The following is an 11,499-nucleotide window of genomic DNA, read 5'->3' as shown; positions in this document are numbered from 1 at the left end:
ATGCAAAAAGCCCCTGTAGTGCCGAGCCATGCTCGGCAGAGGCCTTACCGGTAAAGTCCCTTTGCCGAGCATGGCTCGGCACTACAAAACAAAGGCGCCTTGCGGCGCCTTTGTCGTCATGTGCTCCACCCGCAATGCAAAAAGCCCCTGTAGTGCCGAGCCATGCTCGGCAGAGGCCTTCCCGGTAAAGCCCCGTTGCCGAGCATGGCTCGGCTCTACAAAAAACAAAGGCGCGTTGCGGCGCCTTTGTCGTCATGTGCTCCACCAGCAATGCAAAAAGCCCCTGTAGTGCCGAGCCATGCTCGGCAGAGGCCTTACCGGCAAAGCCCTGTTGCCGAGCATGGCTCGGCACTACAAAAAGCAAAGGCGCCTTTCGGCGCCTTTGTCGTCATTGCCTGCCAACCTCATTCCTTCGGCGGCACCACATCCTTGGCCTCGCTGCCGAAGCTGCCTTCCGATTCGGCGGCCAGATAGGCAAACACGGTGTAGGCGGCCACGTTCTGCGCCAACGCCTTCGGGTCGATCTTGTCGAGGGTGTCGTCCGGGGTGTGGTGCAGATCGAAGTAATCGGTCCCGTCCTGCGCCAACCAAGCCCAGGCACCGCCCTTGGCCGCCAGCGGGCCGACATCCGGGCCGGGGCCGCCTTCGTTGGCACGGTATTCGATGCCCAACGGCGCCAGCGCCTCGCCGATCTGGCGGGTGGCCTCGCGCGATTCCGCCGGATTGCCCGAACCGGTATTGAAGGCATAGATGCGGCCGGCGCCGAAGTCGCTCTCGGCAGCGATGTGCTGCTGCACGATCTCGCCTGCGGCCACGCGCGCGGCAGCGTAGGCCTTGCCGCCATGCAGGCCCTGTTCCTCGTTGGCAAAGGCGATGACGCGGATGGTGCGCTTGGGCGCCTGCTTGAGCTGGCCGATCAGGTGGCCGGCGGCCATGGTGATGCCGACGCCGGCACCATCATCGATGGCACCGGTGCCCAGGTCCCAGGAATCCAGGTGACCACCGATCACCACCACTTCCTTGGGCAGGCTGCGGCCGGTGATTTCACCGATCACGTTCTGCGAGGTGTAGCTGCCATCCCAGCCGCAATCCAGCGCGATGCGGATGCGGGTGGGACCGCGCGCGACCAGACGGTTGAGCTGGTCGGCATCCGGGCCGGACAGCGCGGCCGACGGCACCGGGGTCAGGCCTTCATCGTAACGGGTGATGCCGGTATGCGGCATGCGGTGCGAATCAGTGCCAGCCGAGCGCATGATGAAACCCACCGCACCCTTGCGGATAGCCTCGGACGGGCCGCGGCTGCGCACGCTGCCGCCGATGCCGTAGTCAGCGCCATCGCGCTTGCGGGTCATGGTGAAGTCGACATAGGCGATCTTGCCGGCCAGCGAGCCTTCCGGCGCCGCCTTCAACGCATCCAGACCTTCAAAGCGCACGATCTCGGCTTCCACCGTACCCGCCGGGCTGCCGCCCAAGGCGGTGATGGTCAGCGGCTGCGGATGCGCGCCCAATACGGAGGCGTGCTCGCTGCGGCGCTCCCACTTGGGGAAGGTGACCGGCTCGGTCCACACCTTGTCGAAACCCAGCTGCTTGAACTTGGCCTTGGCCCATTCCACCGCGCGTGCATCGGCCTCGCTGCCGGCCATGCGCGGGCCAACCTCGGTGGTCAGCGATTCCACCACCTGCCAGCCGGTGTTGTCAGCCAGCGCCTGCTCGCGCAGCTGCGCGGCCTGGGTCAATGCGCGGTCCGGAATATGGGTGGGAGCAGCGGCGGCAGCTGCAGAAGTGCAGAGCAGCACGATGGCAAGAGCAAGGGCACGGCGGCGCATGATCGGTTCCACGGTGGATTGAGCTATCAGGGTAACAGTGAGCAGAAGTAGGGGAATGTGCCAGTTGGTATGGGTCAACCATCAGGGGCAGATTCAGTGAAGTGCTTATGGCCTTGTTGATCCCCTTCAGTTAGGCCGATAGCGCAGTGGAAAACGCTACAGGGGGAATGGGAGTTTTCCTGTGGCTCTGATGCTGCAGCGCGGGAGAGCCTGAGTTTCCACCGATCGGGTGGTTTCAACAGGACGTTGTAATGACAGTGCGAAACAGGGCTGCAGGGATGATGTTGATGGTGATGGTGTCACCGGCGGCATGGGCACAGGCCCACTCACTTGATGATGTGCGTTTCACCGGCCCCTTGCTGACCCCGTCGCCTTCGACCCTGCCGCAGGGGCAGTTCTTCCTCCAGCCCTATCTGGTGCAGACGCATGGTTCGGGGAGCTACGACGACAACGGTGATCGCCATGCATTGGCCGACGCGAACGATACGTCTTTGCTGTCGGTGCTGCTCAGCGCAGGTCTCACCGACCGGCTGGCCGGAGAATTAGTGATGGACAGTGCGCGCAGCACCCAGGCCGGCCAGCACAGCGATGGCTACCGGCTGGCGGACAGTGCGCTGCGCCTGCGCTATCTGCTCCGCGAAGGGGATCCGCTTACCGGCAAGTCTGCGCTTGCAGTGATGTGGGGTCAGGCGCTGCCAACCGGTCGCCATGATCGGCTCGGCGACAACCTGCTCAACGGGCAGGGCAGTGGCGCCTATCGCAGCACGTTCTCGCTGCTTGGGCAGGCCTACCATTGGTTGCCGAACGGACGGCCATTGCGTTGGCGCTGGCAGGCGCGCTGGAGTCCGTCGCCGCGTGATGTAAGCCTTACCGGCCGCAGTGTTTACGGTACCGGGCACGGCTTTCGTGGACAGGTGAGCCCCGGGTCTGCGGTGGGTGCGGGGTTGGGCCTGGAGTACAGCATCGACCCGCATTGGGCGTTGGCCTTGGACCTGGGTGCCAGCCATCAGTCCGGCAGTGTGGTGGACGGCACGGTGGTGGATGAGAACGGCCAGCGGCAGCGTATCCATCGGCGTGATTGGGCCAGCCGCAGCTATAGCATCGCACCGGCAGTGGAATACAACGTCAGCGATCAGCTGGGCTTCCTGGTTGGTGTGCAGGCCTCGTTGCCCGGGGGGCGCAACAGCGCCGCCTATGTCAGCCCGCAGGTGTCGATGGCGCTGTCGTTCTGAAGACCGCAATGACAACGGCCGGGCATTGCCCGGCCGTTGTCGGTCCAGCGCAGGCCTGCGCCGGCATCAGTGCTTGTTGAGGCTGTCGCGGATTTCGCGCAGCAGCAGCACTTCCTCGCTCGGCTCGGCCGGGGCGGCCGGCGCCTCTTCCTTTTTGCGCGAGAGTCTGTTGACGACCTTGACCAGCATGAAGATCGCGAAGGCGACAATGATGAACTGGATCAGCGTGTTGATGAAATCGCCATAGCCGATCACCACGGCGGGGATTTCCTTGCCATCGGCGCCGATCTTGGCCGGCGCCAGCGTCCAGGCCAATGCCGAGAAATCGACATTGCCGATCAGCCAGCCGATCGGCGGCATGATCACCTTGTCCACCAGCGAGGTGACGATTTTGCCGAAGGCGCCACCAATGACGACACCGACCGCAAGGTCGATGACGTTGCCGCGCATGGCGAATTCCTTGAACTCGCTGATCATTCCCATGTGTTTCTCCTAAAGGTGCATGAGGGGGAGTGGGCGCAGCCTACTCCAGTGGATGTCATCAGGCGATCACGCCGTCGCGCTGTACGATTTTCCCTAGCTTGGCGCTGAAACGATCGCCGCGTTGCAGGGCGGCCACGCCGGCCGGGGTGCCCATGAATACCAGGTCGCCGGCGCGGAGTGCATAGAGCTTGGACAGCTCATGCAGGATCTCCGGCACGTTCCAGATCATCTGGTCCAAGGTGGATTTCTGCCGCAGCTGGCCGTTGATCTCCAACGAGAGTTCCAGCGGCTCGAGATCGCCGACCTGCGCTGCCGGTACCAGCGTGCTGACCGGAGCGGAATGATCGAAGCCCTTGGCGATATCCCAGGGGCCGCCCTTGGCCTTGGCCGCGGCCTGCAGGTCGCGGCGGGTCAGGTCCAGGCCGACGCCATAGGCCAGCACCAGCGCCATCGCGTCCTCAACGGCGAGCACGCCGGCGGGTGCGTCCTTGCCCAATGCGACCACCAGTTCCACTTCGTGGTGCAGGTCGGCGGTGGCGGACGGGTAAGGAATGGGGGCATTGCCAACCACGATGGCATCGGCCGGTTTCATGAAGAACATCGGCTGGCCGCGTTCGGCGGCGGCAGGCACGGCAGCGCCCATTTCGCGGGCATGGTCAGCGAAGTTGCGGCCGACGCAGTAGATGCGGTGTACCGGGAAAGTACCGCCGCCCTCGACCGGAATGCGGGGCTGGGGCAGGGCGGGGATCAGATCGGTCATGGTTGCGTCCAGGTGAAACGACGCAGAAGTCTAGCGGACGCAGGGCGCGTCTGTAGAGCCGGGCCATGTTCGGCTGGGGAATTGCCGGGAAAGCTTCTGCCGAGCATGGCTCGGCACTACATCGCTCCCTCCTTTTCGCACAGCGAAGGGGAGGGCTGGGGAGGGGTAAGGGGGTTCGCCGTGCGCTAGAGCCGAGCCATGCTCGGCTGGGGCATTGGCGGGAGAGCTTCTGCCGAGCATGGCTCGGCACTACATCGCTCCCTCCCTTTCGTGCAGCGAAGGGGAGGGCTGGGGAGGGGTAAGGCGCTTCGCCGTGCGGTAGAGCCAAGCCATGCTCGGCTGGGGCATTACCGGGAGAGCTTCTGCCGAGCATGGCTCGGCACTACATTGCGCCCTCGCTTGCGCGCAGCGAAGAGGCGGGCTGGAGAGGGGTAAGGGGGTTCGCCGTGCGGTAGAGCCGAGCCATGCTCGGCTGGGGCATTGTCGGGAAAGCTTCTGCCGAGCATGGCTCGGCACTACAGGGCCTCAGCGTGCTTGTGGCAGGGCGGCTTTGCGCACTACGCGGTACTCGGCGTCGACCACGGTTGGGTCGGACTTGGCGCTGGCGCGGGCCTTGCGCGTGCCCAGCAGCTTCCAGGTGATACCGCCCAGTATCATGGCTGCGCCGATGAACACACCGCCCACCACCAATACCGCAAGAATGGCGATACCCAGCAGCCCCAAGGCGATCCGCACCAGCGGATTACGCGGTTTGCGCGGCTCGAACAGGTTGCGAAGCTTGGCAAATTGGACGTAACGGATATTCATTAAAGTTCGATGACGTTGAGTCTGGGACGGAGTATCAGGGGCGGTGGGGTCAATTGCGTGAAGTTGTCGTTAATTTGAATATGAATAGGCGGTGGCGACAAGGGGTTGAGTCAGCTTCGTCTTGGGCAACGAAGTCGCGTGCGACAATGACGGGCTCTTTTGTATTGGTGTTCCAATGTCCAGTGCCATCGCTTCCGGAATCGAACTTTGCCCGCTGGCCGCAGTGCCGGATCAGGGTTTCCATGCGGTCGTGGCCGTGATCGATGGCGATGCCGAAACCCTGGTGCTGTACCGCGATGGCGATCAGGTGCGGGCCTGGTTGAACGTCTGCCCGCATGCCGGGCGCGCGCTGGACTGGGCGCCGGGCCAGTTCCTGAAGAGCCGCGAAGGGCATCTGGTCTGTGCCGTGCACGGTGCCTCGTTCGAGCTTGACGGTGGCATATGCGTCGCCGGGCCGTGCAAGGGCGACTCGCTGCGCGCGGTGCCGGTGCGGGTACAGGACGGAAAGGTGCTGCTCGGCTGAGGCCGGGCCCACAACCCCGATGTGGGAGCGGCGTAAGCCGCGAAGCCGATAAAGGCGGATGGCAGACCGGCGCCCGCACTCGCCAGATCGCGACTGGTTGTTGTGCAGAATACGACCGGCAAGGTCACGGGCTTCGCCGCCTACGCTGCCCCCCGGCACGCCCCGCTCAGAACATGATGTTGATCATCAGCACCACGATCACCGTGTAGAGCAGTGACAGCGGTCCGCCCACCCGCCACATCTCGCGCGGGGTGTATTTGGCCGGGCCCATCGCCATCGAGATCACCGGGTTGGAGGCGGTCATCAGGTTGTTGGAGGCCGACAAGGCCACGATCAGCGCGAACGCGGTGGGATTGCCGCCGGCCGCCAACGCCAGGTTGACTGCGATCGGCACCATCACGATCGTCGCGCCAACGTGGCTGATCACCAGCGAGAACGCGGTGGTCAGCAAGGCCAATGCGATTTCCAGCACCCAGACCGGGATGCCGGTGGGCAGCTTGTCGATGGTATGGCCGGCGATCCAGGCCGCCGCGCCACTGCTGTCCATGGCCCAGCCCAGCGGGATCAGCCCGGCCATCATGAAGATGGTCTTCCAGTTGATCGCGGCGTAGGCCTCGTCCATGCGCAGCACGCCGGTCAGCAGCATGCCGGCCACGCCGGTCAGCAGGGTGAGGGCGACCGGCAGGTGCGAGGTGAGCGCGATGATGATGGTGATGGCGAAGATCGCCATGGCGATCTTGAACTTGTGCGGGCGCTGCTCACCCTTGGGGTAGTCGGTGACCACCACGAAGTCGCGGCTGCCAGCAGCGGCGGCGAGGTCCTGCCAGATGCTGTGGAAGACCAGCATGTCACCGGCACGCAGCGGCGTGTTGCGCACGTCCTCGCGGATCACCTGCTTGTCGCGGTTGATCGCCAGCAGGCTGATGCCGCGCTCCTTGCGCAGGCGCAGTTCGCCGGCAGTCTTGCCGATGACCTTGGAGGTGGGCGGCACCACCGCCTCGGAAATACCGGCGCGGGCAGGGTTGAACAGGTCGCCCAGCTGCTTCAACCGCGAGGACATGCGCAGGAACTGGTTCTGCGCGAAATCCGATACCTGCTGGCGCGGGCCCATTGCCCCGATCACGCTGCCCACCCAGATGCGCATGTCCGCCGGCGGCGACAGGCGGGTGTCATCACCGGTCTTCAGGGCCAGCAGCATGGGTGCGTCGAACAGGTTCTCGGCCTCGCCCACGGTCATGCCGACCAGCGGGCTTTCGGCGGTGACCAGCAGCTCGAAGACATCGCCCTCGATGCCATAGGCCTTGGCGAAATAGCTCTCGGTGCGGGCCGGTGCCTGGCCGTCCTCGCTCTCGGTTTCCTCTTCCTGCAGCTTGCGGCTGCCGTAGAAGCGGAAGTAGGCCAGTGATGCGATCAGCAACGCGATGCCGATCGGCAGCGGCGCGAACATGCGCAGCGGTTCGATGGTGGCGGTGCCGGAAGGCAGGTTGTTGTTGGCCGAAACCAGCAAGTCGTTGAGCAGGATCAGCGGGGAGTTGCCGACCATGGTCAGCGCGCCACCCATCACGATGGCGGCCGAGATCGGCAGCAGCTGGCGCTTCAAGGTGAGTGCGGTACGCGAGGCCAGGCGCGAGGCGACCGGCAGGTACAGCGCCATCACCGACGGGTTCTGCATGAACGAGGAGTTCAAGCCGGCGGTGGCGGTGGTCAGCAGCAGCAGGCGTTTTTCCAGCCCGTGCGAGCGCCGCAGCAACCAGCCGGCCAGGCGGTTCAGCGCGCCGGTGCGGTCCAGGCCTGCGCCGAGGATTGTGGTGGCGATGATGCTCATCACCGCGTTACCGGAAAAGCCGCCGAAGATTTCTTCCGGCGCGATCAGGCCGGTGACGCCCAGCACCACCATCACCACCAGCGCCACCACGTCGGCGCGGATGCGCTCGAACAGGAACATCGCCATGGTGAAGCCCACCAGCCCGAGCACGAGCTTCATATCGGTGGTGAGCGTCAGCGCGGTATCCATCAGTGGCGGGAGTCGGAAATGGGGAATAGGGAATGGGCAACGCGGTCCGCGCCCTCGTGCGTGTTACGTGCTGGGCAAGCGTAGCGGCACAGAGGGCGCGACGACGTCATGATGCGTCGACTCCCGTTTCCCCGTTCTCGATTCCCTGCTTGTCATACAACAGGTCCCAGACGCCGTGGCCGAGTTTCTGGCCGCGGGTTTCGAAGTGGGTCTGCGGACGCCAATCCGGGCGCGGCACTGCGCCACGCGGGCCGGCACGGTTGACCAGGCCAGGAGTGGCATCGAGCACGTCCCACATCTGCTCGGCGTAGTCCTCCCAGTCGGTGGCGCAGTGCAGGCGGCCGCCCGGGCGCAGCTTGCGCACCAGCAATTGGGCGAATGCCGGTTGCACCAGGCGGCGCTTGTTGTGGCGCTTCTTGTGCCAGGGATCGGGGAAGTAAATGCGGATCTCGTCCAGCGCGCCGTCAGCGATTTCCTTCTCCAGCACCTCGACCGCGTCGTGGTGGTAGAGCTTGACGTTGTCAGCGGCATCATCGGCCAGGGCATTGAGCAGGCGGCCTACGCCCGGTGCATGCACCTCGATGCCGATGTAGTCCTTGCTGGTATCGAACTGCGCGGCATAACGCAGGGCCGCGCCATTGCCGAAGCCGATTTCCAGCACCTTGGGCGCGTTGCGGCCGAAGGTGGCCTGCAGGTCGCGCGGTTCGCCGTTGAAATCGATGCCGAAACGCGGCCAGCGCTCGTCGAAGGCGCGCTGCTGGGCCGGGGTGAAGCGGCCCTGGCGCAGCACGAAGCTGCGGATCTCGCGGCGGCCTTCGGTCACGGTGAAGGGCTTGGGCGGCGCCTTGGCGCCTGCACTGTCAAAGGGATTGGTCATCAGCCGATCAGCCCATCTACCGGGGAGGAGGCGCTGGCATAGCGCTTGCGCGGGATGCGCCCAGCCAGGAAGGCTTCGCGCCCGGCTTCCACCGCCTTGCGCATGGCACTGGCCATCAACACCGGGTTGCGGGCGCCGGCAATGGCGGTGTTCATCAGCACGCCATCGCAGCCCAACTCCATCGCGATGGCTGCGTCCGAAGCGGTGCCAACGCCGGCATCGACAATGATCGGCACCTTGGCGTTCTCGATGATCTCGATCAGGTTGTACTTGTTCTGGATGCCCAGGCCGGAACCAATCGGCGCGGCCAGCGGCATCACCGCGGCGCAGCCAATCTCTTCCAGGCGCTTGGCCAGGATCGGGTCGTCCGAGGTGTAGACCATGACGTCGAAGCCGTCCTTGACCAGCTGTTCGGCGGCCTTGAGGGTGGCCATCACATCCGGGTACAGGGTTTTCTGGTCGCCCAGTACTTCCAGCTTGGTCAGATTGTGGCCGTCCAGCAGCTCACGGGCCAGGCGACAGGTACGCACCGCGTCCTCGGCGGTATAGCAGCCGGCGGTATTGGGCAGGATGGCGTAACGGTCCGGCGGCAGCACGTCCAGCAGGTTGGGCTCGCCCGGGTTCTGGCCGATGTTGGTGCGGCGGATGGCCACGGTGACGATCTGGGCGCCAGCGGCCTCGGTGGCCAGGCGGGTTTCTTCCAGATCCTTGAACTTGCCGGTGCCGGTCAGCAGCCGCGAGGAATAGGTTTTGCCGGCGATGACCAGCGAATCAGGGGGGACATGTGCATTCATGCCCGAATTATCACCCATCCCGCCGACCGGTAGTGCCGAGCCAGGCTCGGCAACGCCAAGCCAGCAGCCCGGTAGTGCCGAGCCACGCTCGGCATAGCCAAGCATGGAGCCGGGTAGTGCCGAGCCACGCCCGGCAAAGCGGATCATCGGTAACGCCCGAATTCCCCAATGCCGCATGGCGGCGCCCTGCATGCGCGCCGGCAGCGCGCCGCTGTAGCTCCCTCCCTTTGCCGCAGGCAAGGGGAGGGTTGGGGAGGGGTTGGCTTTTGAGGCCGTTGTGAGCGCCAGCTTCGCGGCTGATGCGGCTCCTGCTCGCAATGCTGGGGAAGCCCCTGCCGAGCATGGCTCGGCACTACCGTACCTTGCTGCGGCGTTTCAGCCGCCGCCCAGGGCATGCACGATCTCGACCACATCGCCGTCTTGCAACAGGTGGTCGCCATGCTGGCTGCGCGGAATGATCTCACCGTTGACCTCGACGGCCACCCGGCGTTGGCCCAGGCCCTCTTCTGACAGCAGTTCAATCAGGGAGAGGGGGGCGGGGAGTTGGCGCTGTTCGCCGTTGAGCTGGATGTTCATGGCTGCATTCTGTCCAGTGCCAGCGTAAAAGCCCAGCCCGCCGGCCAGCCATGTCGCAGCGCAGCGTGTGCCTCTTACGTGGTAATGAAACCATAACAACGTGCGGCGGCGTATGCCGCCGGTGTTTCCCCACCTCAGGAGTTCCCCCATGTCGCTTTCCCTCCGTCCGTTGCGCAGCGCTGTCGCTGTGGCCCTGGCGCTGGCTGCCGTTCCGGCGCTTGCCCAGTCGCCGTTCTCCAAGACGGTTTTCTTTGGTGACAGCCTGACCGACACCGGTCATTTCCGCCCGGTGCTGATGCAGTTGGATCCCAATGCCGCACTGGTCGGCCGTTTCACCACCAACCCGGGTTGGGTGTGGTCGGACTATCTGGCGGACCATTCCGGCACCAATGCAGTGCCGAACGGCAATGGCCAGGGCGGTGACAACTACGCGGTTGGCGGTGCGCGCGTCGGCGTGGACAGCAGCGTGACCCTGGCCCCGGGGACGCCGGCGCAGCCCGTCGCCTCGCTGAAGACCCAGATGGCCAGCTACCTGGCGGCCAACGGTGGCAAGGCCGACGCCAATGCGCTGTATACCGTCTGGGGTGGCGCCAACGACCTGTTCGCGGTGGCCGCCGGTGCACCCGCTGCGGCCACCATCGGTGCAGCCGTGGCTGACCAGGTGGGTATCGTGGGTGCCTTGCAAGGCGCAGGCGCGCAGTACGTGATGGTGCCCAACCTGCCCGATATCGGCCTGACCCCGTCCTCGCGCGCTGGCGGCGCGGTTGGCATGGCGCAGGGCACGGCTCTGGCAAAGGCCTATAACGATGCGCTGTTCGGTGGCCTGAAGCAGGCTGGCCTGCAGGTGATCCCGGTGGATACCTTCACCATCCTGCAGGAGATCGTTGCCTCGCCGGGCGCCTATGGTTTCACCAATGTCAGCGACATGGCCTGTACCTCGGCATCGTCGCTGGTGTGCTCGCCCTTGACCCTGGCAACCCCCAATGCCGCCAACACCTACGTGTTTGCCGACGGCGTGCATCCGAGCACGGCCGCACACCAAATTCTCGGCCAGTACGCCATTTCGGTGCTGGAGGCTCCCCGCCTGCAGCAGATCCTGAGTCACTCGGCGCAGACCACGGGCCGTGCCCGTGCCGACCAGGTGGGCAGCCACCTGGCGGGGCGTCCGGCCGATGGCCTGAGCTGGTGGGGCAACCTGCGGGGTGACATGCAGCGCTATGCCCACGCCGACCTGTATGACGGCATGGCACCGGCCGGCTTGTTCGGCGTGGATTGGGCGCGCGATGGCATGGTGGTCGGTGGCTTTGCCGGTTACGGCCGCATGGACGCGGACTTTGGCAACAGCCAGGGTGATTTCACCCAGGACGACACCACGCTGGGCCTGTTTGCAGGCTGGTATGGCGACAATGCCTGGGTCAATGGCCAGGTCAGCTACAGCTGGCTGGGCTACGACGTCACCCGCAAGGTGCAGCTTGGCCCGGCAACCCGTGAGCACAAGGGCTCGCCGGATGGCAGCAACCTGACCGTCGCGATCAACGGCGGTTATGAATTCGGCCAGGAGGGCGGCTTCCGCCATGGTCCGGTGGCCGCGGTGATCTGGCAGAAGG

11 protein-coding genes are annotated in these 11,499 nt (G+C 65.2%); 3 read left to right on the top strand and 8 right to left on the bottom strand.

The window, feature by feature from the left end; genetic code table 11:
* Positions 1-404: 404 nt before the first annotated feature.
* Positions 405-1,826, bottom strand: a complete 1,422-nt coding sequence (locus B2527_RS15780; protein ID WP_293715723.1) for a M28 family peptidase — start codon at positions 1,824-1,826, stop codon at positions 405-407.
* Positions 1,827-2,077: 251 nt separating this feature from the next.
* On the opposite strand from B2527_RS15780, the gene B2527_RS15775 reads away from it, so the two are divergent.
* Positions 2,078-3,058: a hypothetical protein gene (locus B2527_RS15775; RefSeq protein WP_293715720.1), complete on the top strand. Its 981-nt coding sequence runs from the start codon at positions 2,078-2,080 to the stop codon at positions 3,056-3,058.
* 66 nt (positions 3,059-3,124) lie between these two features.
* Here the strand turns inward: B2527_RS15775 and mscL are convergent, their stop codons facing one another.
* The 3 genes from mscL to B2527_RS15760 all read right to left on the bottom strand — a co-directional run bounded on the left by mscL (position 3,125) and on the right by B2527_RS15760 (position 5,108).
* Positions 3,125-3,541 (bottom strand): large-conductance mechanosensitive channel protein MscL, encoded by a 417-nt coding sequence (gene mscL / locus B2527_RS15770; protein ID WP_293715717.1) that lies wholly within the window; start codon positions 3,539-3,541, stop codon positions 3,125-3,127.
* Positions 3,542-3,599: 58 nt separating this feature from the next.
* On the bottom strand, positions 3,600-4,301 hold the full coding sequence (locus B2527_RS15765; RefSeq protein WP_293715714.1) for a fumarylacetoacetate hydrolase family protein: 702 nt from the start codon (positions 4,299-4,301) through the stop codon (positions 3,600-3,602).
* Between the two features lie 525 nt (positions 4,302-4,826).
* Complete coding sequence (locus B2527_RS15760) at positions 4,827-5,108, bottom strand: hypothetical protein (protein ID WP_293715711.1); 282 nt, start codon at positions 5,106-5,108, stop codon at positions 4,827-4,829.
* A 175-nt stretch (positions 5,109-5,283) separates the two neighbouring features.
* Here B2527_RS15760 and B2527_RS15755 point away from each other — a divergent pair, with 175 nt between their 5' ends.
* A complete protein-coding gene (locus B2527_RS15755) occupies positions 5,284-5,631 on the top strand; it encodes a Rieske (2Fe-2S) protein (protein WP_293715708.1) in 348 nt (115 codons plus the stop codon).
* Positions 5,632-5,797: 166 nt separating this feature from the next.
* Here B2527_RS15755 and B2527_RS15750 read toward each other — a convergent pair whose 3' ends face one another.
* From B2527_RS15750 to thiS, 4 genes are all read right to left on the bottom strand, one after another.
* Positions 5,798-7,645: an SLC13 family permease gene (locus tag B2527_RS15750; protein WP_293715705.1), complete on the bottom strand. Its 1,848-nt coding sequence runs from the start codon at positions 7,643-7,645 to the stop codon at positions 5,798-5,800.
* Positions 7,646-7,751: 106 nt separating this feature from the next.
* Positions 7,752-8,522: a tRNA (guanosine(46)-N7)-methyltransferase TrmB gene (trmB, locus tag B2527_RS15745; RefSeq protein ID WP_293715703.1), complete on the bottom strand. Its 771-nt coding sequence runs from the start codon at positions 8,520-8,522 to the stop codon at positions 7,752-7,754.
* On the bottom strand, positions 8,522-9,316 hold the full coding sequence (locus B2527_RS15740) for a thiazole synthase (RefSeq protein WP_293715828.1): 795 nt from the start codon (positions 9,314-9,316) through the stop codon (positions 8,522-8,524). Before B2527_RS15740 ends, trmB begins: the two co-directional genes overlap by 1 nt.
* A 375-nt stretch (positions 9,317-9,691) precedes the next feature.
* Positions 9,692-9,892 (bottom strand): sulfur carrier protein ThiS, encoded by a 201-nt coding sequence (thiS, locus tag B2527_RS15735; RefSeq protein WP_293715701.1) that lies wholly within the window; start codon positions 9,890-9,892, stop codon positions 9,692-9,694.
* Between the two features lie 148 nt (positions 9,893-10,040).
* On the opposite strand from thiS, the gene B2527_RS15730 reads away from it, so the two are divergent.
* Positions 10,041-11,499: autotransporter domain-containing protein (locus tag B2527_RS15730; protein WP_293715699.1), on the top strand; the 1,459-nt coding region annotated here is incomplete at its 3' end.

It is taken from the genome of Stenotrophomonas sp. UBA7606 (assembly GCF_002477705.1).
GTDB lineage: Bacteria > Pseudomonadota > Gammaproteobacteria > Xanthomonadales > Xanthomonadaceae > Stenotrophomonas.
This window is presented reverse-complemented; position numbering and strand designations above follow the sequence as displayed.

Bases quoted from the DNA above. Each gene is read 5' to 3' on its own strand.
- B2527_RS15780 (WP_293715723.1), bottom strand. From the start codon at position 1,826: ATGCGCCGCCGTGCCCTTGCTCTTGCCATCGTGCTGCTCTGCACTTCT.
- B2527_RS15775 (WP_293715720.1), top strand. From the start codon at position 2,078: ATGACAGTGCGAAACAGGGCTGCAGGGATGATGTTGATGGTGATGGTG.
- mscL (WP_293715717.1), bottom strand. From the start codon at position 3,541: ATGGGAATGATCAGCGAGTTCAAGGAATTCGCCATGCGCGGCAACGTC.
- B2527_RS15765 (WP_293715714.1), bottom strand. From the start codon at position 4,301: ATGACCGATCTGATCCCCGCCCTGCCCCAGCCCCGCATTCCGGTCGAG.
- B2527_RS15760 (WP_293715711.1), bottom strand. From the start codon at position 5,108: ATGAATATCCGTTACGTCCAATTTGCCAAGCTTCGCAACCTGTTCGAG.
- B2527_RS15755 (WP_293715708.1), top strand. From the start codon at position 5,284: ATGTCCAGTGCCATCGCTTCCGGAATCGAACTTTGCCCGCTGGCCGCA.
- B2527_RS15750 (WP_293715705.1), bottom strand. From the start codon at position 7,645: ATGGATACCGCGCTGACGCTCACCACCGATATGAAGCTCGTGCTCGGG.
- trmB (WP_293715703.1), bottom strand. From the start codon at position 8,522: ATGACCAATCCCTTTGACAGTGCAGGCGCCAAGGCGCCGCCCAAGCCC.
- B2527_RS15740 (WP_293715828.1), bottom strand. From the start codon at position 9,316: ATGAATGCACATGTCCCCCCTGATTCGCTGGTCATCGCCGGCAAAACC.
- thiS (WP_293715701.1), bottom strand. From the start codon at position 9,892: ATGAACATCCAGCTCAACGGCGAACAGCGCCAACTCCCCGCCCCCCTC.